Annotated in this window: 29 protein-coding genes; 14 read left to right on the top strand and 15 right to left on the bottom strand. The window is 49.3% G+C overall.

All coding sequences use genetic code 11. From position 1 onward, the window contains the following. The first annotated feature begins 137 nt into the window (after window positions 1-137). The 5 genes from QWV57_RS03695 to QWV57_RS03675 all read left to right on the top strand — a co-directional run bounded on the left by QWV57_RS03695 (window position 138) and on the right by QWV57_RS03675 (window position 3,097). Window positions 138-371, top strand: coding sequence for a DUF2249 domain-containing protein (locus QWV57_RS03695; protein ID WP_060787869.1), 234 nt, complete (start codon window positions 138-140; stop codon window positions 369-371). Window positions 372-374: 3 nt separating this feature from the next. After that, entirely contained in the window at window positions 375-584 is a 210-nt protein-coding gene (locus tag QWV57_RS03690) for a DUF2249 domain-containing protein (protein WP_013146125.1), read from the top strand. Further along, window positions 581-1,831, top strand: a complete 1,251-nt coding sequence (locus QWV57_RS03685; RefSeq protein ID WP_015374111.1) for a hypothetical protein — start codon at window positions 581-583, stop codon at window positions 1,829-1,831. Before QWV57_RS03690 ends, QWV57_RS03685 begins: the two co-directional genes overlap by 4 nt. A gap of 22 nt (window positions 1,832-1,853) precedes the next feature. Next, a complete protein-coding gene (locus tag QWV57_RS03680; RefSeq protein ID WP_015374110.1) occupies window positions 1,854-2,156 on the top strand; it encodes a metal-sulfur cluster assembly factor in 303 nt (100 codons plus the stop codon). Between the two features lie 191 nt (window positions 2,157-2,347). Continuing rightward, the gene (locus QWV57_RS03675) at window positions 2,348-3,097 is read left to right on the top strand and encodes a Fic family protein (protein ID WP_033005429.1); all 750 of its coding nucleotides are present in this window, start codon (window positions 2,348-2,350) and stop codon (window positions 3,095-3,097) included. An 80-nt stretch (window positions 3,098-3,177) separates the two neighbouring features. On the opposite strand, the gene QWV57_RS03670 is transcribed toward QWV57_RS03675, so the two are convergent. The 4 genes from QWV57_RS03670 to QWV57_RS03655 all read right to left on the bottom strand — a co-directional run bounded on the left by QWV57_RS03670 (window position 3,178) and on the right by QWV57_RS03655 (window position 7,085). Continuing rightward, complete coding sequence (locus QWV57_RS03670) at window positions 3,178-3,423, bottom strand: hypothetical protein (RefSeq protein ID WP_015374108.1); 246 nt, start codon at window positions 3,421-3,423, stop codon at window positions 3,178-3,180. Between the two features lie 206 nt (window positions 3,424-3,629). Next, a complete protein-coding gene (locus QWV57_RS03665; protein WP_060787867.1) occupies window positions 3,630-5,756 on the bottom strand; it encodes a heavy metal translocating P-type ATPase in 2,127 nt (708 codons plus the stop codon). Beyond that, the gene (locus QWV57_RS03660) at window positions 5,746-6,117 is read right to left on the bottom strand and encodes an ArsR/SmtB family transcription factor (protein WP_033005425.1); all 372 of its coding nucleotides are present in this window, start codon (window positions 6,115-6,117) and stop codon (window positions 5,746-5,748) included. Before QWV57_RS03660 ends, QWV57_RS03665 begins: the two co-directional genes overlap by 11 nt. Window positions 6,118-6,317: 200 nt before the next feature. Continuing rightward, window positions 6,318-7,085 (bottom strand): alpha/beta fold hydrolase, encoded by a 768-nt coding sequence (locus QWV57_RS03655; RefSeq protein ID WP_015374105.1) that lies wholly within the window; start codon window positions 7,083-7,085, stop codon window positions 6,318-6,320. 116 nt (window positions 7,086-7,201) lie between these two features. Here QWV57_RS03655 and QWV57_RS03650 point away from each other — a divergent pair, with 116 nt between their 5' ends. The 4 genes from QWV57_RS03650 (at window position 7,202) to QWV57_RS03635 (ending at window position 9,734) form a co-directional block, all read left to right on the top strand. Continuing rightward, window positions 7,202-8,008, top strand: coding sequence for a Cof-type HAD-IIB family hydrolase (locus tag QWV57_RS03650; protein ID WP_301100611.1), 807 nt, complete (start codon window positions 7,202-7,204; stop codon window positions 8,006-8,008). 331 nt (window positions 8,009-8,339) lie between these two features. Next, window positions 8,340-8,492, top strand: a complete 153-nt coding sequence (locus QWV57_RS03645) for a hypothetical protein (RefSeq protein ID WP_011230248.1) — start codon at window positions 8,340-8,342, stop codon at window positions 8,490-8,492. Between the two features lie 2 nt (window positions 8,493-8,494). Then, the gene (locus tag QWV57_RS03640; protein WP_060787865.1) at window positions 8,495-8,695 is read left to right on the top strand and encodes a DUF3813 domain-containing protein; all 201 of its coding nucleotides are present in this window, start codon (window positions 8,495-8,497) and stop codon (window positions 8,693-8,695) included. 175 nt (window positions 8,696-8,870) lie between these two features. Further along, entirely contained in the window at window positions 8,871-9,734 is an 864-nt protein-coding gene (locus QWV57_RS03635; protein WP_301100606.1) for a DegV family protein, read from the top strand. Window positions 9,735-9,790: 56 nt separating this feature from the next. On the opposite strand, the gene QWV57_RS03630 is transcribed toward QWV57_RS03635, so the two are convergent. Next, window positions 9,791-10,183: a Fic family protein gene (locus tag QWV57_RS03630; RefSeq protein ID WP_301100604.1), complete on the bottom strand. Its 393-nt coding sequence runs from the start codon at window positions 10,181-10,183 to the stop codon at window positions 9,791-9,793. A gap of 319 nt (window positions 10,184-10,502) precedes the next feature. Between QWV57_RS03630 and QWV57_RS03625 the strand changes: the two genes are divergently transcribed. Next, window positions 10,503-10,634: a DUF3941 domain-containing protein gene (locus QWV57_RS03625; RefSeq protein ID WP_008879040.1), complete on the top strand. Its 132-nt coding sequence runs from the start codon at window positions 10,503-10,505 to the stop codon at window positions 10,632-10,634. A gap of 52 nt (window positions 10,635-10,686) precedes the next feature. Here QWV57_RS03625 and QWV57_RS03620 read toward each other — a convergent pair whose 3' ends face one another. From QWV57_RS03620 to QWV57_RS03590, 7 genes are read right to left on the bottom strand one after another with little or no spacing between them, the layout of a single operon-like run. Beyond that, a complete protein-coding gene (locus QWV57_RS03620; RefSeq protein WP_015374099.1) occupies window positions 10,687-11,964 on the bottom strand; it encodes a TRAP transporter large permease in 1,278 nt (425 codons plus the stop codon). Next, entirely contained in the window at window positions 11,961-12,458 is a 498-nt protein-coding gene (locus QWV57_RS03615; RefSeq protein WP_015374098.1) for a TRAP transporter small permease, read from the bottom strand. The genes QWV57_RS03620 and QWV57_RS03615 overlap by 4 nt, the downstream gene beginning before the upstream one ends. Window positions 12,459-12,512: 54 nt before the next feature. After that, window positions 12,513-13,082, bottom strand: a complete 570-nt coding sequence (gene dctP, locus QWV57_RS03610) for a TRAP transporter substrate-binding protein DctP (RefSeq protein ID WP_301100593.1) — start codon at window positions 13,080-13,082, stop codon at window positions 12,513-12,515. Next, window positions 13,030-13,554, bottom strand: coding sequence for a TRAP transporter substrate-binding protein DctP (gene dctP / locus QWV57_RS03605; RefSeq protein ID WP_301100591.1), 525 nt, complete (start codon window positions 13,552-13,554; stop codon window positions 13,030-13,032). Before dctP (QWV57_RS03605) ends, dctP (QWV57_RS03610) begins: the two co-directional genes overlap by 53 nt. Beyond that, complete coding sequence (locus QWV57_RS03600; protein ID WP_015374095.1) at window positions 13,551-14,450, bottom strand: hydroxymethylglutaryl-CoA lyase; 900 nt, start codon at window positions 14,448-14,450, stop codon at window positions 13,551-13,553. Before QWV57_RS03600 ends, dctP (QWV57_RS03605) begins: the two co-directional genes overlap by 4 nt. A gap of 2 nt (window positions 14,451-14,452) precedes the next feature. Further along, entirely contained in the window at window positions 14,453-15,655 is a 1,203-nt protein-coding gene (locus QWV57_RS03595; RefSeq protein ID WP_015374094.1) for a CaiB/BaiF CoA transferase family protein, read from the bottom strand. 7 nt (window positions 15,656-15,662) lie between these two features. Then, window positions 15,663-16,322, bottom strand: coding sequence for a GntR family transcriptional regulator (locus QWV57_RS03590; protein WP_015374093.1), 660 nt, complete (start codon window positions 16,320-16,322; stop codon window positions 15,663-15,665). Window positions 16,323-16,610: 288 nt separating this feature from the next. Between QWV57_RS03590 and QWV57_RS03585 the strand changes: the two genes are divergently transcribed. Further along, window positions 16,611-17,102, top strand: coding sequence for a YajQ family cyclic di-GMP-binding protein (locus tag QWV57_RS03585; RefSeq protein ID WP_033005418.1), 492 nt, complete (start codon window positions 16,611-16,613; stop codon window positions 17,100-17,102). A gap of 311 nt (window positions 17,103-17,413) precedes the next feature. Then, complete coding sequence (locus tag QWV57_RS03580) at window positions 17,414-17,827, top strand: hypothetical protein (RefSeq protein WP_041470411.1); 414 nt, start codon at window positions 17,414-17,416, stop codon at window positions 17,825-17,827. A gap of 576 nt (window positions 17,828-18,403) precedes the next feature. Here the strand turns inward: QWV57_RS03580 and QWV57_RS03575 are convergent. The 3 genes from QWV57_RS03575 to QWV57_RS03565 are packed head-to-tail and all read right to left on the bottom strand — an operon-like array spanning window position 18,404 to window position 20,410. After that, entirely contained in the window at window positions 18,404-19,114 is a 711-nt protein-coding gene (locus tag QWV57_RS03575; protein ID WP_060787862.1) for a B3/B4 domain-containing protein, read from the bottom strand. 19 nt (window positions 19,115-19,133) lie between these two features. Next, on the bottom strand, window positions 19,134-19,775 hold the full coding sequence (locus QWV57_RS03570; RefSeq protein ID WP_033005411.1) for a LysE family translocator: 642 nt from the start codon (window positions 19,773-19,775) through the stop codon (window positions 19,134-19,136). A gap of 26 nt (window positions 19,776-19,801) precedes the next feature. After that, window positions 19,802-20,410 (bottom strand): FMN-binding negative transcriptional regulator, encoded by a 609-nt coding sequence (locus QWV57_RS03565; RefSeq protein WP_015374087.1) that lies wholly within the window; start codon window positions 20,408-20,410, stop codon window positions 19,802-19,804. 120 nt (window positions 20,411-20,530) lie between these two features. Between QWV57_RS03565 and pdxR the strand changes: the two genes are divergently transcribed. Together pdxR and QWV57_RS03555 are read left to right on the top strand one after the other, a co-directional pair. Continuing rightward, entirely contained in the window at window positions 20,531-21,910 is a 1,380-nt protein-coding gene (gene pdxR, locus QWV57_RS03560; RefSeq protein ID WP_060787861.1) for a MocR-like pyridoxine biosynthesis transcription factor PdxR, read from the top strand. 165 nt (window positions 21,911-22,075) lie between these two features. Further along, window positions 22,076-22,801, top strand: a complete 726-nt coding sequence (locus QWV57_RS03555; RefSeq protein WP_301100580.1) for an ABC transporter ATP-binding protein — start codon at window positions 22,076-22,078, stop codon at window positions 22,799-22,801. The last annotated feature ends 12 nt before the right edge of the window (window positions 22,802-22,813 follow it).

The raw sequence follows: 22,813 nt of genomic DNA, 5'->3' as shown, positions 1-22,813 counted from the left end.
ATTCCGCCCTTTCAAACGAAGACGAAACCTTTTTTCCAAAGTGGAATATGTCATGTTTCGGCCGAAAGATGTGAGCTATATCACAACATTCCTCAGTGAAAATGATTATCATGATAGTCAAAAAGGAGGGAAAGCGCATGGGTGTGACGATTGAACTCGATGTGCGCGAAGATTTGCGGCAGAAACGGGAGCCGTTTGAAAAAATTATGAACGCCATTAAGCCGCTCAAACCGGGCGATACGTTCATTTTGCACGCTCCATTCAAGCCGCTGCCGCTGTTTCCGATTATGAAAGCGAAAGGATTTACGTACGAGGCCGAACAAATCGAAAAAAAACATTGGAAAGTAACGTTTGTGAAGCAGGGGGGATGACCGATGATCCTCGATAACCGCGGACTCGAGCCGCCGCAGCCGATGATGCGGACGCTCGCTGCCCTCGCGAAGCTGAATCCTGGGGAGACGCTGACGATCATTAACGACCGCCGCCCGATGTTTTTGTACGAGCAGCTTGATGAGCTCGGCTACCGGCACGAGACGGTCGCACGCGAAGACGGCAGTTTTGAAATCCGCATTACGAAAGGATGAGCAACGTGTTTCCTACTCGCACGGGGACAGAAACAGACGTCCGTCTTCCGTTCTCGTTTATCATGTTCGCCGTGTTGGCGTTCGCCGCGTCGCAGCTTATGTTGCTTGGAGCGATTCCCTCACTTAGCAGCGGCGCGTTCCGGTTGCCGTTCGTGTGGGCGGCGGCCCACCTGGCGTTGCTTGGCTTTGCGTTGATGACGGCCATGGGGGCGATGTATCAGCTCGTTCCGGTCGCCTTTTTGACGCCGATTTGGAGCGAGCGGCTCGGCTTTTGGCAATTTGCAGTGACAGCGGCCGGCATTGTCGCATTTGCCGTAAGCCTGGCGGCGGCGCCAAACCGGGCGTTTCTTCCCAGCTTGTTGCTTTTGCTTGGCATCATCCTATTCGTCTGGCAAATGGCGATGACGTTAAGAAAACAAGAAACGAAAAACGTCATGACCCTCTTTGTCGCCACATCGCTGTTGTTTTTGCTGCTGACGGCGGCGGCCGGAGGGCTCTTGGCGTTTCACTTTTTCGCCGCCAAAGGCGCTAACAGTCATGAAGTGGTGTTCGGGCTGCATGTGCTGTTTGGGCTGTGCGGCTGGTTCACACTGCTCATCATAGGCTTTTCGTACAAAATGGCGCCGATGTTCTCGCTCGCCCACGGCTTTTCGCTGCGGCCGGCGCGTTACGTCTATGCGCTGTACATCAGCGGGATTGCGGTGGCGTTCGCCAGCTTATTCTTGCGAAGCCACGCATGGCTTGCAGCCGGTGCAGCCTTGCTCATGAGCGGATTCGTTGTTTTCGCCTGGCATATCCGCGCCATTTTGCAAAAGCGGATGAAAAAAACGCTTGACCGCCCGTTCCGCTTTTCGCTTTCGGCCATCGTCATCGGCCTTGCGCTGCACGTTGCCGCCTTTGCCGCCATCGTTGTCGGCAGCGGACGGCTGCTTGGCATCATTGTTTATCTATTCATTGTTGGCTGGATCCTGTTTAGCATCATCGGCTATTTGCTCAAAATCGTGCCGTTTTTATGGTGGACGCATCGCTACAGCGAAAAAGTCGGCCAACAAAACGTGCCGACGTTAAAGCAAATGATGAATGAGCGAGCCGTCACCGTCCAATGCCGCCTATGGCTCATCGCCCTCGCGCTGGCGGCTGTGGCGCTTGCTGTCGCGAGCGTGCCGCTGTTCGCCATCACTCAAGTGCTGTTGGCTGGATTAAGCGTTGCTTTTGCCGGAACGATTTTAACGGTCTTCCGAAAGTAAGCGAATGAGGAGGAAAAGAACGATGGATGTCCGCAAACTTGCCATTCAACAGCTGAAAACGGTCCTTGATCCGGAGCTCGGCATTAACGTCGTCGATTTAGGGTTAATTTATGACTTAAAAATCGAAGATGGGCATATCAATGTCCTGATGACGCTCACGACCCCAGGCTGCCCGCTTCACGACTCGATCGCCCGCGGCGTCAAACGGGCGCTCGAACAAATCGACGGCATCCGCGACGTGCGCGTCCAAGTGACATGGAACCCGCCTTGGACGCCGGAACGGATGAGCGAAGAAGCGCTCCGTCAGCTTGGGCATTTTTCCTGAAACGGTCCACTTTTCCATCCCTTTTCGCCGTTCGCCCGTGTTGGGCGGACGGTTGTTTCATTGTCCTGCAACTGCTGAACACTCCCCGCCCTTTATTTTCTGTATCATATAGAAAAAACGAGAGCCATCGCTTGGCTATTTAAAGGAAAAACGAATCGAGGCCGCGAATCATATACCAAGAGGTGAGAGCGATGTTTGCTAAAATCGACGAGCTGAAACAACGGTTGGATGCGTTGCGCCCTTTGCCTCCAGGGTTGGTGAAAAACTTGCGGGAATCATTTCGGATCGAATGGACATACCATTCTAACGCCATCGAAGGCAATACGTTAACCTTGTTAGAAACAAAGCTAGTCGTAGAAGAAGGGATTACCATTGGTGGAAAACGACTCAAGGAACATTTGGAAGCGATTAACCATGCGGAGGCGATTGACTTTATTGAAGAGTTAGTCGCAAACAAAGAACATTTGACCGAGCACGTGTTGAAACAGGTCCATTATTTAGTATTAAAGAGCATTGACAATGAAAATGCCGGGAAATATCGAACATACAATGTGCGCATTTCCGGCAGCTCGTACACCCCCCCTCACTTTTTGCATGTACAAGATGAAATGAATCGATTGTTTTCTTGGTATGAAACGAATCAATATGCTCTTCATCCAATCGAACTGGCGGCTCGTTTCCATTTTCAGCTCGTATCCATTCATCCATTTGCTGACGGAAATGGACGAACTGCCCGCTTAATGATGAATTTCATTTTAATGCAGCATGGCTATCCGCCCGCTATTGTGAAAGCAAACCCAGAACAGCGCCGGAAGTATTACGAAACGCTGGAAAAAGCGAGCGTCGAGGGTGAGGTTACTCCGTTCATTCAACTGATCGCCGCATGTGTCGAAGAAAGCTTGCGCCACTATTTGTACGCGTTAGGGATGGAAGACGAATGAAACAGTACAAGAAAAAGACACGGAAGTGGACATGATTCCGTGTCTTTCTTGCTCCAATTCTAAGGTTGGCATTTGATCGGCTATTCAAGCAACACGTTCCACAACCACGCCATCAAAGGAACGATGACAAAAAAAGCGAAGGCGATGTATCCGACATATCGAATCCACCGGGGAAATCCTCGCCAATCGAGGGCTTCCCGCTTCATCGCCCCTCCCGCAGCGATCCGATCCAACTCTTCGGTCGGCGAAAACACCCGGTCGTCCACCCGTTGAACCTCTTCTATCCGTTGCGTTTCATGCCTCTCTTCTTCTCGAGATCCCTTCATGACGCCCCCTCTTCCCTATGATTTTCCTAAACAGAACAAAACATCTAACAACCGCCATCCCAAACATCCAACCGAATCCGCTTTGCTGTTTTCCTCTGCATTATACCGTCTCTCGTTGTCAGAAAGCACCACTATTTTCCACGAAGGAGGACAAATCCCCCAGAGGGGCGGAAAACGGTCCGTTCCCCGTTGCCCGGAGCCCCCGTTCATTCCTTCACCCGCAGCAGGCGCATGCTGTTGAATGTCACGAGCAGCGTCGCGCCCATATCGGCGAACACCGCGAGCCAAAGGGTGAGCCAGCCCGGGACGGCGGCCACGAGTGCCAGCACTTTAAGCCCTAAGGCGACGGCGATGTTTTGCCGGATGACGGCAAGCGTTCGGCGCCCAAGGTGGACGGTGTACGGCAGCTGGCGCAAATCATCGGCCATGAGCACAACATCGGCCGTTTCCAAGGCGGCATCCGTCCCCGCCCCGCCCATTGCCACACCAATATCGGCCGCGGCCAAGGCAGGGGCGTCATTCACCCCGTCACCGACCATGGCGGTTATGCCGCAGCGCTGTTTCAACTCGCGGATCGCCGAAAGCTTCTGTTCCGGAAGCAGCCCGGCGCGAATATCGGATACGCCCGCTTGGCGGCCAATGGCCTGTGCGGTTTGCTCGTGGTCGCCCGTCACCATCACCACTTCCGCCACTCCAAGGCGCCGCAGCGCGGCGACCGTTTCCGGTGCGGACGGCCGCAGTTGATCGGCCGCGGCGATAAGACCCAACAGCCGATCGGTCGTGCCGACGGCCATCACGGTTTTTCCTTCGTCTCGGAAGGCAGAGATTTGCTTTTCCGCTTCATCGGGCAACTTCCCGATCAAACTGGTGAACAAGGCCGGGCTGCCGATATAATACGTTTCGTTTCCGACAGCGGCCTTGACTCCTTTTCCGGTCAACGACTGAAACGCATCAACTGACGCGTCAAGAAACGGCGCTCCTTCCTCTTCCGCTTTGCGGATGATGGCCGAAGCCAAAGGGTGCTGCGATCGTTTTTCGATGGCGGCGGCGATAGCCAACAGCTGTTCACGTGTCCCTTCATATACGACGACATTGGTCACGGCTGGTTTCCCTTCCGTCAACGTCCCCGTTTTATCCAAGGCCACCGCCCGCAGCCGTCCGATTTGTTCGAGATATACCCCGCCTTTGATGAGCACGCCGCGCCGGGCCGCGTTGCCGATGGCCGTCACAATCGCCACCGGCGTTGAGATGACGAGCGCGCACGGGCAGCCGATGACAAGAACGGCAAGACCGCGGTAAATCCAATCAAGCCACTCCCCACCCATCACGAGCGGCGGCACAAGAGCGATCAGAAGCGCGGTCACGATCACAAACGGCGTATAATAGCGGGCAAACCGGTCGACAAACGCTTGCATCGGAGCCCGCTCCGCTTGCGCCTCTTCCACAAGATCAATCATTTTCGCCAATGTCGTCTCGTCCGCCCGTTTTGTCACTTCAACTTCGAGGAATCCTTCTCCATTCAGCGTCCCGGCAAACACTGCGTCTCCCACTGTTTTTTCCACCGGCAGACTTTCGCCGGTGATCGCCGCTTCATTCACTGTCGAGGCGCCGCTTATGACAATGCCGTCCAAAGCGATTTTTCCACCCGGCTTGACGATCATGACATCCCCGACGCGAACGTCTTCGACCGGAACGGTCATTTCCTCGGGGCCGCGACGAATGATCGCTTCAACGGGCGCCATCTCCATCAACGAAGCGATCGACCGCCGCGCGTTCTCCATCGAATAGCGCTCGAGCGCTTCACTGATGGCGAACAAAATGACAACAACCGCCCCTTCCTGCCATTCCCCGATCGCCGTTGCACCGAGAATGGCGATCGTCATTAACGTTTTCATATCAAACTGCCAGCTGACCAAATTCCGGAGCCCCGTCCAAAACAGTGAGTAGCCGCCGATCACGATCGCCGCCAAATACATCGCAATCGCCAGCATCCCCTTGTCTGCCGCATCCGCCGCAACGCCAAACAGAAGCAGTGCCACAGAGGCGAAGACATTTCGATTTTCTTTTCGCTTCCAAAACGGCTCTCGCTGAACCGTGCGCTCTCGTTCTTCACGAATGGTCAACTGTTCAAACGCTCCTGCCTGCTCAAGTTCATCAATCGTCGCCTCGCCCCAAACGGTGAGCTTGGCGGCGCCGAAATTCACTTTCGCCTCTTTCACGCCGGGCAAGGATTTCACGTTTTGCTCAAACTTAGCTGCGCAGTTTGTGCACGTCAGTCCTTGCACGCGGTATGTTTTGGCCTCAAGCCGATCCAATGTTTGTTCATTCCCCACGGCCGTCCCCCTCTTTCCGATGGGCGAGCGCGACAAGCAGCAGCTCGCGAATATGGTCGTCATCCAGCGAGTAAAAGGCCAGTTTCCCCTCTTTTCGATATTTCACAATTCCTTGCTTATACAAAATGCGCAAATGATGTGATGCCGTCGCCACTGTCGCCCCAATCACGTTTGCGAGGTCACAGACGCACAGCTCCTCTTCACCGCAAAGCGCATACACGATCTTCGCCCGGTTTTCATCGGCAAGCGCCTTAAAAAAAGGGACAATCTCGGCAATTGGTTCATCGCGAAGCCGCCGCTGAACCCGCTCGACCTTCTCGTCGTCATAACAGTAAACGTCGCACACATCATGACGGTGCATTCCTTCTCGCTCCTTGTCAATATTCAAATATTCATTTGAATATAGAATAGCATATCTCCCCCTTATATTCAAATATTCATTTGAATAAAAAATGTGCTCAAACGAAAAATCCGCCTTTTTTGTTTAAAAGGCGGATTCCCTCTTGTGAAGCACGCTTTAGCTGACCACAAACATGTTCGTTTCCTCATTGCCGATTTTGCTTACACATGCTCGCGAAACCAGCGCACCGTCTCCAAAAACGCTTCACGCGTCACTTTATGGCCGGCGTGCGGATCGGCGATGAATTGCAGCCGATCTTCGTTTCCTTCATAAAGTGGTTTAATTTGCTTGTAAAACTCATATGTATAAGCATACGGGACGACTTGGTCGGCTTTCCCGTGCCAGATGAACAACGGCCGCCCGGCGAGTGTTTCCGGCTGCTTGGATAAATCGTAGCGGGCGAGCTTTTCTTTTTCGAGCGCAAGCAGCGTCGGCGGCATCGGGATGTCAATCTGACGCCGTTTCGCTTCTTCCATCATCGCGTCAAAAAAGGCGCTGTAGTTCGGGCAGCCCATAAGCGCCACCGCCGCCTTCACCCATGGATACACAGCGAGCGCGCCAAACGTGACGATGCCGCCCATCGATGTCCCAGCGAGCCCGATCCGTTCAGGATCCGCCAATCCGTGGCTGACAAGGTCGTTTTTCATCTCCTCGATTTCGGTGATCGTGCGCACGACAATGTCCCAAAACGACAGCTGCAATTTTCGTTCGCTCAAGCCTTCGTCCCGCTCGCCGTGAAACAGCGCGTCGGGAAGCACAGCGCGGTAGCCCGCCTCCGCAAGCAAGTAGCCGAAATGCAAATTATGTTCTTTGGCGCTCGTAAAGCCGTGGATAAAGAAAATCAGCGGCAGCCGTTCGTCCCGCTTTTCCGGCTTGACAACGTGAAGAACCGGCACGCCGGCCAACTGTTCCTGTTCAATGATCACCATGGTTGCACAAACCCCTTTTCTTTTTCCATCGCTGTATAGTGTACCATATGGACAGCGATTTTGGAAAAGAGTTACACTATGTAGTGTAAAGAATAACGAGGGCAAAGGAGTCGGACATGAAGCCGTATTTAATCGCGTTGGATTTGGATGGAACGTTGCTCAAAGAGGATAAAACGATTTCTCCATTTACCAAAGACGTCATCCGCCGCGCCATCGACGCTGGCCATTTTGTTGTCATCGCCACCGGCCGCCCGTACCGGGCAAGCCGTATGTATTACGAGGAACTCGGGCTTACAACGCCGATCGTCAATTTCAACGGCGCGTTTGTCCATCACCCGCGCCAACCGTCATGGGGCGTGCGCCATTCCCCGTTGCCGCTTACCGTCGTCAAAGACATTGTCGAGCTCGGGGAAACGTACCAGATCAAAAACATTTTGGCCGAAGTAATGGATGACGTCTATTTTCACGAACATGACGACGTCTTGCTTGACATCGTCCGCCTCGGCAACCCGACCGTGGAAATCGGTGATTTGCGCCGCTCGCTCGGCAAAGATCCGACGAGCGTGCTCGTGTACACAGACGATGATCATATCGAGCGGATTCAATCACACTTAGCGAATGTGTACGCCAACGTCATCCACCAACGGCGTTGGAGCGAACCGTGGCATGTCATTGAAATCATCCGCCATGGCGTCCATAAGGCCGCGGGCTTAAAACAAGTCGCCAACTACTTCGGCATCCCAAAGGAGCGCGTCATCGCTTTTGGCGATGAAGACAACGACCTCGAAATGATCGATTGGGCCGGTCTCGGTGTTGCGATGGGCAACGCCATCGAACCGTTGAAAACTATTGCCGACGATGTGGCAAAAACCAATGAAGAAGACGGCGTCGGTGTATACTTGCAGGATTTGCTTCGTTTGTAGTTTCCATCGTTGCGGCTTCCGAGCCGCCTTTTTTTGGCGCCATCCATTAAGGGTGGACGAAAAAGCGCGTTTCTCCAAAAAAGAACCGTTTCGATGCTGCTCCGTTGGCGAACGCTTTGCCGGAGCGTTTTCCTCGCTCTATCGCCAGCCTTATCTGCTTCCTACAATCTAAACGCTGGCTGATGCTCCTCTTTTCACCTTGCTCCAACCGCCTTGCCGTTTTGTAGAGCGACTTGTGTTGTAACGAATTTCCTTACTACTGTTCCCCCCGTGCGGTTACACTATACGTGACGCAACGCGCGTCTTCAACTTTTTAAAGGGGGAATCGGTCATGGGCAAACGAAACAAATCGAAGCGTTTCGTCCAGCAAAGCGTCGATGCAGTCGAACGGCATGACAAGCGAATCCCTTATCACCTGACGTACGCCGAGGCGGAAGCGCGCAAAGCGGAAAAAGCGATGGAAACGTCGCTTGGAGGAGCGTAGCGATGGGCAACCGCCTGTTCCAAGAGGCGCGCAAAGCGGTCGCGCAGGCGAAACAAGCCAAAAGCGGCGAGATCGACATGAGCGTCGACCGCGCCATTGCCATCGCCAAAAACGCCTTGTCATCTGCCTATGCGCATTCCAACACGGCGGAAAAAGCGCAGTTGCGTCAATTTCAAGCCGAGCTTGATGAGCTCACTCAATAACAGCTGCGGGCTTCCCGCAGCTCTTTTTTCTCTCGTCCCCGATTTTCCGTTGTATTCTGAGCTGAAAACCGCTACACTGAACATAGAAACATGAATCGCCGTTCACCTGCGGAAACGGTTCGTTCATCTGATAGAGCCGTGGGGAACACGAAAGGAGAAAAGAGGAGGACGAAAGATGTCCATTCAAATCATCACCGACAGCGGCGCGGATTTGCCTCAATCGTACATTCGCGAGCATCAAATCGCCTTTTTGCCGCTTGTCGTTCATTGGAACGGCCAAGATTACGAAGACGGCATCACAATCGAGCCGAAGCAAGTATATGACGCCATGCGCCAGGGGCATACGGTGAAAACGGCACAGCCAAGCCCGCTGGCGATGAAGGAGCTGTTTTTGCCATACGCCAAAGAAAACCGGCCATGCCTTTACATCGCCTTTTCATCGAAATTATCCGGTACATACCAGACAGCGATAGCGGTGCGCAGCGAGCTGCTTGATGAATATCCAGAATTTCGCCTGACAATCATCGACTCGAAATGCGCCTCTCTTGGCCAAGGGCTCGCCGTCATGAAGGCAGTCGAGCTGGCGAAACAAAACACACCGTACAACTTGCTTTGTGAAACGATCGAATCGTACTGCCGCCATATGGAGCACATTTTCACCGTTGACAACTTGGACTACCTCGCGCGCGGCGGCCGCATCAGCAAAACCGCCGCGGCCTTCGGAGGCTTGCTCAACATCAAGCCGCTTCTCCATGTCGAAGACGGCGCGCTTATCCCGCTTGAGAAGCTGCGCGGGCGGAAAAAAGTGTTGAAACGAATGGTCGAGTTGATGGGCGAGCGCGGCGATGACCTGCAAAAGCAAACGATCGGCATCAGCCACGCGGATGATGAAGAAACGGCGCTTGAGCTGAAGCGGATGATCGAAGAAACACACGGCTGCACGCGCTTTTTCCTCTCCGACATCGGCAGCGCCATCGGCGCCCACGCCGGACCGGGGACGATTGCCCTCTTTTTTCTGAACAAATATATTGAGATCTGACGCCTTTTCCGCCGGACAAAACAAAGGCGCCTGCCCAACACAGGCGCCTGTTTTCATCACCGAAGTTGATCAAGAAGGTTGTAGTAGTAGTACGTTTTGGACCGCATCCGGCCATCCGAAAAAATGAGCTTCTGCTCCTCAAACCGATTCAAATAGCGCCGAACCGTTGCTTCCGGCAAACCGGTCAACTCCGCCATCATGTTCGCGGTAAAAATCGGGTGCTGGAACATGACATTGACAACGGTTCGAATATGATGGCGGTTCACAAGCGCGCTTGCCTTTTCCAACTCTTCTTCATACAAATCGTTTACTTTTTGAATCAATCGAACATTTTGTTTCGCCTGCAAATGGACACATTGCAGGAAAAATTGAATCCATTGCGTCCAGTCTCCTGTGTAGCGGGTATCATTCAAGTAGCGGTAATACTTGTGCTTATCCCGTTCCAGCACATCGCTGACAAAAAAGAAAACGCATTTGATTCACGACATCTTCGCTAAGCGGAAGCTTGAAGGGGACAAACGGGTTTCGTTTCATTTTCTATTGCCCTTTATGAACATTTTTATTAAAAAATGATCGTTAAACACCTATATTTACCTTATTACAAACATTTATCTCTATTTTTGCACTTAATTATACTCTGTGGCGAACCATTTGTGAAGAAAAATTCTCCATTTATCTTTCCATAAACTACCTTCCCCTATTTCCATATAGTTTATTTCCATTTGCCGCATACTAATGATGGACGATCGAAACAAGGGAGGGCTACCGATGCCAAACACGAGCGACAACGACAAAAAAGCGCGCGACAACCAAGCGAAGCGCCATGAGAAAAACATGATGCGCGAGAAAAACCGCGAAGCCGGGAAATTCGCGTATTCGAAGAAGACGGATCATTTATAAATCACAACAAAAGCTGCCTATCTTTAAATGTAGGCAGCTTCAGCTATTTTGCCTATTTCACACGGTCTATCAGGATCGTTGTCAATTCCGGAAAAATGGCCAGCACAACGATAAACAGCATCATAATGAGAGCGTAAGGCACTACGCCTTTTACGATCTCGGCAATCGTATTCGTTTTGTCCAGTCCTTTCAAAACAAACAAGTTCAGCCCTACCGGCGGTGTAATAAGGGCTAATTCCATATTGACGACCATAACGACCGCAAACCAAATGGGGTCAAACCCTAAAGCTGTGATGATAGGATACAAAATAGGCAGTGTAATCACAAGGATTGATATAGTTTCAAGAAAACAGCCTAAAATAAGCAGCACAATATTCACTAAAACGAAAATGGCCCAAGGAGATACTTGTTGTGAAGTGGCAAATTGCGTAATGGTCTGCGGAATTTGCAATATAGTCATGATGTACCCAAGAAGCATAGCTCCGACAATAATCATTAAAATCATTGCATTCGTTTTGACAGTTGATAAGACAATTGTTTTAATATTAGAAGTCGTGAAGTTTTTATATACGAAAATGGAAATCAAAATACTGGCCATAGCCCCAATGGCAGCAGCTTCCGTAGGGGTAAAGATTCCTGTATAGATTCCTCCTATGACAATGATGGGCAGTATAAGTCCCCATATGGCCTTTTTCGACGCTTCGAATCTCTCTACCCATGTCGCTGGCTTTTCCTTTATGTGGCACGTCTTCCATGAAGCATAGATCATGAATATTATCGTTAATAATATTCCTGGGATAATTCCGGCAACAAACAGTTTCCCAATCGATTCTCCTGTCACGGAACCGTATATAATCATCGGCACGCTTGGAGGAATGAGAATGCCTAATGTTCCCCCGGCAGCCAACAGGCCAAGAACTGTTCTTTTATCATATCCCCGCTTCGTCATTTCCGGAAGCGCGACCGCCCCAACAGTCACAGCAGTGGCAACACTCGAACCGGAAATCGCCGCAAAAATAGCACAGCAGAACAATGTGGCAATTGCTAGTCCTCCAGGAAGATGCCGAAACCATTTACTTGCCATTTCATATAAATCGCGCCCAACGCCGCTCACTACTAAAACTTGGCTCATCAAAACGTACATCGGCAAGGCGGTCAATGTAAAATCATCCAATGATTTGTAAGAAATGATCGGAATTTGTGAAAAAGAAAACGTCCCGCCATTGAACAGATACATGCCGCCAACTGCCAATAAGCCGAGCGCAAACGCGACAGGCAGTCCGATCAATAGCAGTACAGCCATTCCACCAAGGAAAAACGCCGCATTCATAAATGCCCATCCCCCTTTTGCGCTTCTCCGTCTACGATTTGCAATATAAAAGCAATACAAAGAAGTAAACCGCCAATCGGGAGAAACATTTCTGGAAGATACATAGGAATCCTCAATAATGATGATGAAGTTGTCCCTAGTTGATATGTGTTGACAACATGTTCGACACTGTAAATCGTAAAAATAAGACTGAAAATGAATCCACATACATTCGAGGCATACGCCAATATTTTTTGCACCTTGCTCGGCACAAGATTGATTAGTAAATCAACTGTAATATGGGAATATGTTCTCAACGTATAGGCAGAACCGAGAAAACAGCTCCCAATAATGGCGTATATGCATAATTCCGTAGCCCAAGTAGTCGGACGGTTAAACACCGACCTAGCGATAACGTCAAACGTTGTCATGCCTGTGGTTAATATGATCAATATTCCCGCTATCGCCCCGCCTGCTTGGATCAAACGATCTAAGAAATGATATAACCTCCTCATCCTTGACCTCCTTAACCAATAAGGGAGGGAGCCTTCCCTCCCCGTCTTCCCTACTCACTGGATGTTTTCCACTATATCGAGCAACTCTTTGCCTAAATCCCCAGCTCGCTCGATATACACTTCCCTTGCTGGTTGGGCGGCCTTTTTCCATTTTGGAAGATCCGATTCGGGAACAACGTACACTTCCATCCCTTTTTCTGCTAATTCTTTGGCCGTTCGTTCATCTTCCTCTTTCGCTTTCGCCCTAATCCATTGCTCCGTTTGCTGTGCAGTCTCCGTTAAGAGATGTTTCGTTTTTTCAGGAAGCCGATCCCAAAAGTTTTTATTGACCGCAAGGATGAACTCCAAGTAGGAATAATTGTTTATCGTTAAATACTTAGCGACCTCATCGTAATGCCGTTGAAGCATCGCTGTCGTCCCTGATGTCGCTCCATCAATTGTTTTTCTTTGCAGCGCTGTATAGACTTCCCCTGCTCCCAAAAATACCGGCGATGCCCCATAAGCTTTGATCATTTCCGATGGAATGTCGCCAATGCTGCGTATTTTCAATCCTTTAAAGTCTTCAGGTGACTTAAGCGGTCTGACGTTGTTGGCAAATTGTGCATAGCCATAATCGGCATACATGAGAACTTTTACCCCCTTTTTCCTCCATCGCCTTGTTCAACTTTTCTCTCAACTCTCCAGACAGCGCTTTGCCAGCTGTTTCATGGTTAGGAAAAGCGTACGGGACATCAAAAATCCCCATTGCTGGAACTGTAGAAGCCCACAGTGTTGAGGAGTTGACCCCCATCTCCACCCCGCCGGTTAGTATGGCTTGGTTCATCTCTTTATCACTCAACAATTGCCCAGCAGGATATACTTGAATCTTCACCTTGCCTCCTGATTTTTCTGTCACCGTTTTGGCGAAATTTTCGACGCCAATGGAAATATGATGATCTTGCGGAAGATTGTAAGCCAGCCTGATGGTGACAGGTTCATATCCATTTTCCTCACCTTTATTCGGTTGTGGTTCCGCTGTGGAAGAACTTTTGCCGCATGCGCTTAACAGAATGGAAGCAGTCAATAAAGCTCCCACAAACAACGCTCGTTTTCTCACTTGCACTTCCCCCTTTTTTCTACTTGTCTTATTCTCCCTAATGGTTGATTGGATGTAAGACTAGCAGCGAAGTCAGCCGCCGCCAGCAATTTTTCAAAATCAATGTCTGTTCTAACCCCCATTCGTTCAAGCATATAAACCAAATCTTCGGTTGCTAAATTGCCCGCCGCTCCTGGGGCGAAAGGACATCCCCCTATGCCGCTGACAGACGTTTCAAATATGTTCACACCCGCTTCCAATGCCGCATAAGCATTGGCCAATCCCAGCCCCCTTGTATCATGGAGATGAATCGCAATAGGAATGGATGGCACCACCTGCATCACTTCAGCGAGCAGTTGTTTAACTTGTTTAGGAGTTGCGATTCCAATCGTATCGGCGATCCCAATCCGATCAACCCCGACTTCCGCCGCGCGTTCCACCAAGGATATAACTTTTGCTGGAGCTACTTCTCCCTCATAAGGACAACCAAAACTTACCGCTATGGAAAAACAGATTTTTATATTCAATGCCTTGCTTTCTTGAACAATCGTTTTGAACTGCCCGAAATTTTCGTCGATGCTCATCCCAATGTTTTTGCAATTGAATGTTTCGGTGGCGGCTGTTACCCAGTTCACCTCAGACACGTTTGTTTGTTTCGCCCGCTCGAATCCTTTTTGATTTGGAATCAATGCCACAAACTCAATTTCACCAAACGTTTCACATTGCTTTATGACTTGCTCAGCATCGGCCATTTGCGGAACTTTTCGGGGATGAACAAAAGAGGTGGCTTCAATTTTCTTCACATTGGAGTCAACAAGCATTTCAATCAGCCTTTTCTTTTTCTCAGTGGGAACGATAGCCGGTTCGTTTTGCAATCCGTCCCTAGGACTTACATCAATAATCTGGACGTCCGCCAAATTTAAATCACCCCTTCCTTTTTCAATTGTGTGAGTTGGTCATGAGAATAACCGAGCATCCTTACATACACTTCTTCATTGTGCTCTCCCAGCTTCGGTCCGACCCACTTCATTTGCCCTGGAGTGTCAGACAATTTTGGAACAATGCCGGGGAACAGGCACTCCGTCCCGTCCTCTAGTTTTACCGGCAATAACATGCCTCTCTCTTTATACTGAATATCATTCACAATATCTCGAATACTATAAATAGGTCCTGCCGGAACGGATGCTTCATCGAGGGCGTTTAGCACTTCTTCCAACGTGTGCTGTTTCGTCCATGCTTCTATTGCTTGATCAATCAACTCAGCATGTTCTGCTCTTCCTTGGTTGTTAGCGTATTGAGGATGATCAGCAAGGTCACGACGCCCAATTGTTTTCATGAGACGCTGGAATATATTATCGCTGTTTCCCCCGATAACAACATGCTTTCCATCTTTGCATTCATACGTATTCGATGGCGCCACACCCGGGAGAGTGCTGCCCGTCCTCTCCCTTACAACACCGCTTAACACATACTCTGGCAATGCGCCTTCCAATAGACTGAACACTGATTCGTAAAGGGCGACATCAATCAGCTGACCTTTTCTTTCTTTATCTTCTTGTCTGACACGCAACGCCATTAACGTTCCGATCACGGCATACAACCCTGCAACGAGGTCTCCAATCGCGATTCCCACCCTTACCGGGGGACGGTCTGGATAACCCGTCAAATATCGCAATCCTCCTATCGCCTCAGCCACACTTCCAAATCCGGCCTTATCCCGGTAAGGTCCAGTTTGGCCATACCCGGATATCCTTGTCATAATGATAGACGGGTTTATTTTCTTTAACTCTTCATAACCCAACCCCCATTTTTCGAGCGTTCCCGGTTTAAAGTTTTCCAGCACGACATCAACTTTCGGGATGAGCTCTCTAATGATCTGTTGGCCTTCCGTTTTCCTTAAATTCACTGTAATCGATTTTTTATTTCTGGCTTGTACATACCACCAAATCGAAGAGTGGCCGTACATAATCCGCCAGCTTCTCAGCGGATCTCCCGATACCGGTTCTTCAACTTTAATCACTTCTGCGCCAAATTCAGCCATGATTTTCCCCGCAAACGGCGCCGCTACAAAATTCCCCATTTCCAATACTGTTATGCCTTCTAGAGGCAATGTCTTGGACACCCTTTTTTCACTTCCTCCCTTGGTAAATGCTTATATAATACTTGTAATCGCTTTCAATATGTTTTTCCATGCATTCCCTTGCTTTGTCTGCATCTCCTCTTTCAATGGCTTCGAATATTTGAATATGTTCTTGAATAGCTGATTTCATCCGCAACATATTTTGTTTTAAGATAGCAACTCTGTACAAACTGTTTATGCCGCGGATTTGTTCGATCATCCTAATTAAAAACGGATTTCGACTAGCTTCTACGATCCCCTCATGGAATTTTGTATTCATCTCGAGAATTTCTTTTAGCCCCAACGGTTGTGCATCTATGCCAATGAGCTGTCTCCTAAGATCTTCAATTTGGTTTTTCGTTATTCTCTGTGCAGCATAGTAGGCGGCAAGTGGTTCAAGCACCACCCTGCATTCATAAAGATACTGGAAGTTTTCAATATCAGGGCTGAATACCGCCACCCCTCCCCCCTTATTCACGGTGACAAGCCCCTCTTTTTCGAGCATGCGGATCGCTTCGCGAATAGGACTTCGGCTTACTTGAATTTGTTTCGCTATTTTTTCCTCTACGAGTCTTTCCCCTGGGGCAAATCCTCCTGTAATAATTTCCTCACGTAAATATTCATACACTTGCTTTTTCAACGTTTCTTTTTTCACTATTTGCTGTTTCAACGTTAACCACCTTCATTTTCGTCGACTGTATACAGGACATGCTCAATGTTGAGCCGATTGGCTCTGTTGTCATCATATTTATGAAACAAGGGAAAAAATTATGACATTGATTTTTATAACGAAAAAGACCATAACTCAGATATACTGCTTCATCCGACACATAAGTAAAACCGCCCATTGCTTCGAACTTCTGCTTAAAGGGGAGTCTGCCTTCTCCCTTGCTTATAGTTGCCTTCCCACCCATCATTTTCTATAATGAAAGTACATCACACGCCCGGGAGGTTGCTTATGTCCAAAGAAAGTTCGTTCGATATCGTATCGAAAGTCGATTTGGCGGAAGTGGCGAACGCCATCAACATCGCCATGAAAGAAATCAAGACGCGCTATGACTTCAAAGGAAGCAAAAGCGACATTTCGCTCGAGAAAGACGAACTCGTTCTCATCTCCGACGACGAGTTTAAGCTTGAGCAGCTGAAAGATGTGCTCATCGGCAAGCTCATTAAGCGCGGAGTGGCGACGAAAAACATCCAATACGGCAAAATCGAGCCGGCCGCAGGCGGCACGGTGCGCCAGCGCGCCAAGCTCGTCCAAGGGATCGACAAAGAGAATGCGAAAAAGATCAACACGATCATCAAAAACACCGGCTTGAAAGTGAAAAGCCAAGTGCAAGACGACCAAATCCGCATCAGCGGAAAAAGCAAAGACGACTTGCAAAAGGTGATCGCCGCCATTCGCGAAGCCGATTTGCCGATTGACGTGCAGTTTGTGAACTACCGCTGAAACAGGCAGAAGCGCGCTGCCTGTTTTTTCATCATATAGAAGAGTGATGTTTATAGGGGAGGAAGCAAGTGTGTCTGATTGGGGGATGGTTGTTTCGTTTCTTCTCGGCTTTTCCCTTCAATGGGCGTCCAAAAAATTGGAAAGATGGAACGCAGCCTTATACGTCCGGCTATTCGCTGCATTGATTGGAGCGGTTTGGGCATGGTGCGGTTTTGTTCAAGGCGGATTGCTGCAGTCTGTTGCGATGTTCGGCGCGTTTTGGCTCAGTTGTGAAGTCATCCCGCTGCCAAAACGAAACCGCGTGCCAACATATGACATCATGGCCGAACTGCAAGCGAAAGGAGCAAAAGAAAATTCTTGTTCCGCGCGAAAAAACGCGAGCGTTGCTTGATATCGGCTTCTCGGCCTTATTCATCGGCATCGCCATTCCGTATTTTTGGATTGGCTCTCCATCTCCCGTTGTGGAGCTGTTTCTCTTATACGGCTTTTTATCGATGGCGGCGGGACTTTTCAAACGGATGGCGCTTTTTCGTTCGCTCCGCCTGTTTTATGACCAACACGACCATGCGCTCTATCTCATCTCTTCCGTTGAGGTGAAGCGATATCCATTGGATCAGTGCGTTGACATCCAAATGCATACAGCCCCGGATATTTTGCAGCTATTCCATCTGTTTCACTTGTTCTCCCCTCATGCCGACTATACCGTCAACATAGGAAAAACGTAGAAACTGTCGTTTCCAGGGGAGCGAGTGTATCTCAATCCTGGATCGCTGGCATCAATGAACATTCTTCCAAAACCGTTGTCTTCACAGAAAGTGATTCGCATCCAGCCGTTTTATCATCCAAGCAATTGGAAGCGGCTGCTTGGAAAAGTGTATTTCTCCGCGGGCCGATGTATTGGCGCATTCATTCGCTCCGCACAACCGAAATCGGATGGAGCACTAAAAAACTTCGATTATGGTGGCGCGACTGTTGGCGCGAATCACTTCCTGATTTTGTGAAAGAGTGGCTGCATATATAGATGCAACGAAATCGTTTCACATATCTTTGACGGAAGACCGAACAACAACCTGGAAACAGCGTTGTTCGGTCACCCGACAGCCGGGTGCAATGACCGGCAAAAGCGATAAATGTTAAACAGACAACCATCATCAGACGCCAACCATTCTTCCGACCAGAACATCGGCAACAGTGATCACCAGCGCCGCTCCGACAATCGGCCTCACAAGGCGCATCGCCTCCCCTTCCCCGCCGGGGCGGCCGATGCAGAAGCAACCAGAGCAAAGCGGCTGAAGCGATCCTTAATCTATTATCGGTATTTCCGAATGACGAGCATCCAATAGGTGCTTCTTCACTGTACCGCCAAGATGGCGTTGTATTAAACAGGCCAGTTCCTCTAACGCTTGATGAAGCGCTTCATGCCTTGTGTCATCTATTGATTCCATGCAAAGAAAGGCGCGCTTCGTCTGTTCGGTGAGCATCGTCCGTTGGGCTTCCCGCCAATTCCAGCAGCGGCATATGACTCCCATGTCATCTTTATACACGATTTCCCCTTCATACGGTGGGTCGTTTTCCTCTCCTCCCAACGGGATGAATGGTTCATTGCCATCCGCCAGCGCCAGCCGGATGTCGCCGACAAATGTGTCGATATCCTCTCCACCACATGGAAGCCCGTAGCGCAATGAAATACAGTTATAGATATCCACAAGCGGGTTGATCGTTGGAATGTGATGGCCGTTTTTCACTCTTTTCAACAGCGCTTCAACCGAACAACGCGCCCCTTTTTTTGTTCTGAATCGTCGAAATGCCTCTCGCCAAACACTGATGACGGGGTTGCGGCTCAACTCTTCAAACTCTAGGAATTTCCGTGCCTCTTTCTCCGCCTCCCGCAGCATTTGTTCGTAAACACTGGCATTCTTGATGCTGTTGTCAATCCCTTGGGCAACGACCACACCGATTTTGGCATGGGGAAATATGGCCCAAACATCGTCTTCAACAACAAAACGTGTCATCATTCACTCCTCCATTTCCTTACGGTTTCGAAGGGTTCGCCAATGCGGAGAATAGTCCTAACAAGATATAACAACAGCCCGCCACCCGGTTCATCACCTTCACACTTCCTTTCTTGGCAGCCAGCCGTTTTCGGATGCCCGCGGCCAACATGGCATACAAGCTGTCATTCAGCAAGGCGAGAACAACAAATATCTCCCCCAAAAGCAAAAATTGACCAGCCACCGATCCAGCAGAAGGCGAAATAAATTGGGGAAAAAAGGCAAGAAAAAAGAGCGCTGTTTTTGGATTGGTCACTTCGACAAATAGAGATTCGTAAAACACTTGCGCCAATGTTTTCTCCTTGGCCTTCGTGTTCGGGATTTCCTCATCCTTGGTGGAAGCAAAAAATAACGTTTTGCCTCCCAAATAGATAAGATAAACGGCTCCTAAATATTTGATCATCGTAAAGGCAGCCGCCGATGTCATCAAAATCGCGGAAACGCCCACGGCTCCAAGGATAACATGGACAGCGCCCCCAAAAGCTACGCCGAGCACCGGTACAACCCCTGCTTTCGTTCCTTGGCTCATGCTCCTAGCCATGATGTACAATACTGCCGGTCCGGGGACGATGAGCAGCGCCGTGGCTGCCACTATAAACACACCGATCGCCGCAAGATCCATCACATCTCACTCCTTCATTTTCTATTTCACTGCTGTTGCTTTTTCATCAGGAAAGCGATTTGCTTTTCGTTTTCAAATGGCATTTGCTCGAGCTGCTTGATGATCCGTTCTTGTCGGTGTGCAGGATGGTTTTGGCTCAACTTGGCTTTTCCTTCGATTCGTTTGATGATGATTTTGAAAGCTTGAATTCCTTTGTTCATGCCGGACAGCATCCTAGAATCGACCTCTGACAGCTGGTAACGGCTGCCCGGTGCTTCGTATTTTTCTACCATATCGTGCAGCGACTGCATGATTTCTTCTTCATCGTCGATCAACTCCACGTTCCCATACACATGGACGGCCACATAATTCCATGTTGGCACCGCCTGGTTCGTTTCATACCAAGAAGGAGAAATATAACAATGCGGACCGTGGAAAATCGCCAAGACCGTCTGATGTTGAATGTCGTTCCATTGCGGATTCGAACGGGCAAAATGGCCGTACAAACACGTTTTCTCTCGATCGAGCAACAGCGGCAAATGGGTGGCAAACAGCTCCCCTTGATGCATCGACACCAAGGTGGCAAAACTGTTCTCCTCGATCACCTCATAGACGACAGACATATCGTTGATGACAAAATGCTTCGGAATATACATCAGTCCTCTCCCCCCATCTTTTCAATTACAGCATTCCATTGTTCACAATGTATAATATAATCAAAACTGACATAAAAAAAGTGACAATAACAAAAAAATAAACATGTCAGGAGGATGAACATGAAGACGATCATTTTTGACTTGAAGGACGGCTCGCCTAAATACAAGCAAATCTACGAAAAATTGAAATCATTGATTGAACAAGGCGACATTCGAGCTAATGAGCCGCTTCCTTCCATTCGCCAACTCGCCGAATCATTAAATGTCAGCCGGAACACAACTTTAATGGCTTACGAACAGCTAGTAGCGGAAGGATATATTCGCGCGGAAAAACGAAAAGGGTATTTTGCCAATGAAGTGGAACCTCTTTTCATTCCAAAAGCCCGCATTTCTGCACGCCAATCGGCAAGGGAAGCAGCAACGTCCGTTGTTGTCGATTTTCGCGCCGATACCGTCGATGCCGATCATTTCCCCGTTAAAGCATGGAGAAGAATTTCCAATCAAGTATTGGCGGCCAAAGGATGTTTTCGCTATGGGGATCCGTTTGGGGAATTATGCTTGCGCAAACAAATCTCCATCTATCTTCTCGAATCCCGCGGGGTGATCACAGAGCCAAACGCCATCATCATTGGAAGCAGCACACAGCAAATACTTCTCTCCCTTGGCCATATTCTAAAAGATGAGTTCAACAGCGTGATCGTCGAAGACCCTGGCTATGACGGCGCCAGAGAAGCGTTTTTGTTTCACCGCTTTCAGCTGGAAACGGTGCCTGTTTCCGAAACCGGCATCGATCTTTCGCCGCTCGAGAACAGGCGATCGCGGCTCATCTATGTCACCCCTTCGCATCAAAGCCCCATGGGAGTCAGCATGCCGATCCAGCAGCGGCACAGGCTCATTCAATGGGTGAACAACGTCGATGGCTATATTATCGAGGACGATTACGACAGCGAATTCCGTTACACGCAAAAGCCGTTTCCTGCTCTTTCCTCCATTGATTCGTCAAGAGTCATTTATCTGGGCAATTTCTCAAAATCGTTTCTGCCTGGGATTCGCTTAAGTTACATGGTGTTGCCGCCGTCGCTTTTGGACCGTTATCAGCAGCGGTTTCGCCTTTTCGAAAGCACTGCGTCCATCCTCAGCCAATTGGCGATGGCCAAATTTATGGAGGAGGGGGAATGGGGCCGCCATATTAAACGCATGCGCCTCGTGTATAGACGAAAAATGGAGCACTTAACATCACTGCTGCGAAAAGCATTTGGAGATATGATCTCCATTATTGGCGAACAGTCCGGTTTATACGTGTTAATCAAAGTTCAGTCGGATTGTACAGAAGAACAGTTGCTTCAGCGCGCCCTATCGTGTGGGGTAAAAGTGTATCCCACTTCGCGCTATTTTGTGAACCAACAGCCGGACCAACCCATGATCAAGATCGGTTTTAGCGGCTTGTCGCTCGAGGATATTGAGCTTGGAGTCCAACTGCTCAAAAAAGCGTGGTGTTGACGACGACTTCAAGGAAAACGACCCTCTTTTTACACAAGCTCCCGGAGTCCCTGTCTTGGCGTGTATTTTTGATCGGTTTCTAATGTCACGTTAATTTTAAATATTTACTTTTTTTCTTTTTTTGTATAATGCAATTAAATACAGGAAAAGAAAGGGTAGAAAAAAATGATCACCGTGCAAGACGTAAACAAAATCTATCCGCCAAACCGCCAAGTATTACATGGTGTCTCTCTCGAACTGGTTGAAGGGGATCGGCTTATTCTGTTAGGGCCGAATGGAGCCGGAAAAACTACTTTAATAAGGTGCATCATCGGGCTTACCGCACCAGACAGCGGCAGCATCTATGTCAATGGAGTGGATGTTGTCCGCCATCCAGATGAAGCACGCGAGTCGATTGCGGTCGTATTTGAAGAAGCTGACAACTCCTATTCCTATTTAACTGTTTTGGAAAATCTCTTATACTTCGGCTTGCTGAACAAATGGAGTCGTGCTGAAGCAAAACGAAGAGCCGAACGAATGATGGCCGTGTTGAATCTAACCCCATACGCTGAGCGTCTTACCCAAACCCTTTCACGTGGGATGAAACAAAAACTGACATTTGCGATCGCCTTAATGAAAGGAGCGCCGTTTTTGTTCCTTGATGAGCCGACTCTTGGCCTTGATGTGGAGTCGCAGCATCCTATCCGCACCATGTTAATGGAAGAAAACCAATGGTGGAAAGCCGTTCTCATCACCACCCATGACATTCCTTTTGCCCACGCCGTTGGAAATAAGTTTGTCTTTATCCAAGACGGAAAAATCGTTTGGAGTGGCACAAAAGAACATTTTTCAACTCCAGCCGACCTTGAAACTCATTTTTTGGCCGCTGTTCGTTCCAACCTATCCGCCTAAGGAGGTGAGTCG

It is taken from the genome of Geobacillus zalihae, from assembly GCF_030414215.1.
GTDB lineage: Bacteria > Bacillota > Bacilli > Bacillales > Anoxybacillaceae > Geobacillus > Geobacillus zalihae.
The sequence above is the reverse complement of the archived record's forward strand: the minus strand, read 5'-3'. Positions and strand labels throughout refer to the sequence as shown.

Excerpts from the sequence above, each read along its gene's own strand:
- QWV57_RS03695 (WP_060787869.1), top strand. The coding sequence starts at position 138 with ATGGGTGTGACGATTGAACTCGATGTGCGCGAAGATTTGCGGCAGAAA.
- QWV57_RS03690 (WP_013146125.1), top strand. The coding sequence starts at position 375 with ATGATCCTCGATAACCGCGGACTCGAGCCGCCGCAGCCGATGATGCGG.
- QWV57_RS03685 (WP_015374111.1), top strand. The coding sequence starts at position 581 with ATGAGCAACGTGTTTCCTACTCGCACGGGGACAGAAACAGACGTCCGT.
- QWV57_RS03680 (WP_015374110.1), top strand. The coding sequence starts at position 1,854 with ATGGATGTCCGCAAACTTGCCATTCAACAGCTGAAAACGGTCCTTGAT.
- QWV57_RS03675 (WP_033005429.1), top strand. The coding sequence starts at position 2,348 with ATGTTTGCTAAAATCGACGAGCTGAAACAACGGTTGGATGCGTTGCGC.
- QWV57_RS03670 (WP_015374108.1), bottom strand. The coding sequence starts at position 3,423 with ATGAAGGGATCTCGAGAAGAAGAGAGGCATGAAACGCAACGGATAGAA.
- QWV57_RS03660 (WP_033005425.1), bottom strand. The coding sequence starts at position 6,117 with ATGCACCGTCATGATGTGTGCGACGTTTACTGTTATGACGACGAGAAG.
- QWV57_RS03655 (WP_015374105.1), bottom strand. The coding sequence starts at position 7,085 with ATGGTGATCATTGAACAGGAACAGTTGGCCGGCGTGCCGGTTCTTCAC.
- QWV57_RS03650 (WP_301100611.1), top strand. The coding sequence starts at position 7,202 with ATGAAGCCGTATTTAATCGCGTTGGATTTGGATGGAACGTTGCTCAAA.
- QWV57_RS03645 (WP_011230248.1), top strand. The coding sequence starts at position 8,340 with ATGGGCAAACGAAACAAATCGAAGCGTTTCGTCCAGCAAAGCGTCGAT.
- QWV57_RS03640 (WP_060787865.1), top strand. The coding sequence starts at position 8,495 with ATGGGCAACCGCCTGTTCCAAGAGGCGCGCAAAGCGGTCGCGCAGGCG.
- QWV57_RS03635 (WP_301100606.1), top strand. The coding sequence starts at position 8,871 with ATGTCCATTCAAATCATCACCGACAGCGGCGCGGATTTGCCTCAATCG.
- QWV57_RS03625 (WP_008879040.1), top strand. The coding sequence starts at position 10,503 with ATGCCAAACACGAGCGACAACGACAAAAAAGCGCGCGACAACCAAGCG.
- QWV57_RS03620 (WP_015374099.1), bottom strand. The coding sequence starts at position 11,964 with ATGAATGCGGCGTTTTTCCTTGGTGGAATGGCTGTACTGCTATTGATC.
- QWV57_RS03615 (WP_015374098.1), bottom strand. The coding sequence starts at position 12,458 with ATGAGGAGGTTATATCATTTCTTAGATCGTTTGATCCAAGCAGGCGGG.
- dctP (WP_301100593.1), bottom strand. The coding sequence starts at position 13,082 with ATGTATGCCGATTATGGCTATGCACAATTTGCCAACAACGTCAGACCG.
- QWV57_RS03585 (WP_033005418.1), top strand. The coding sequence starts at position 16,611 with ATGTCCAAAGAAAGTTCGTTCGATATCGTATCGAAAGTCGATTTGGCG.
- QWV57_RS03580 (WP_041470411.1), top strand. The coding sequence starts at position 17,414 with ATGACATCATGGCCGAACTGCAAGCGAAAGGAGCAAAAGAAAATTCTT.
- QWV57_RS03575 (WP_060787862.1), bottom strand. The coding sequence starts at position 19,114 with ATGACACGTTTTGTTGTTGAAGACGATGTTTGGGCCATATTTCCCCAT.
- QWV57_RS03570 (WP_033005411.1), bottom strand. The coding sequence starts at position 19,775 with ATGGATCTTGCGGCGATCGGTGTGTTTATAGTGGCAGCCACGGCGCTG.
- QWV57_RS03565 (WP_015374087.1), bottom strand. The coding sequence starts at position 20,410 with ATGTATATTCCGAAGCATTTTGTCATCAACGATATGTCTGTCGTCTAT.
- pdxR (WP_060787861.1), top strand. The coding sequence starts at position 20,531 with ATGAAGACGATCATTTTTGACTTGAAGGACGGCTCGCCTAAATACAAG.
- QWV57_RS03555 (WP_301100580.1), top strand. The coding sequence starts at position 22,076 with ATGATCACCGTGCAAGACGTAAACAAAATCTATCCGCCAAACCGCCAA.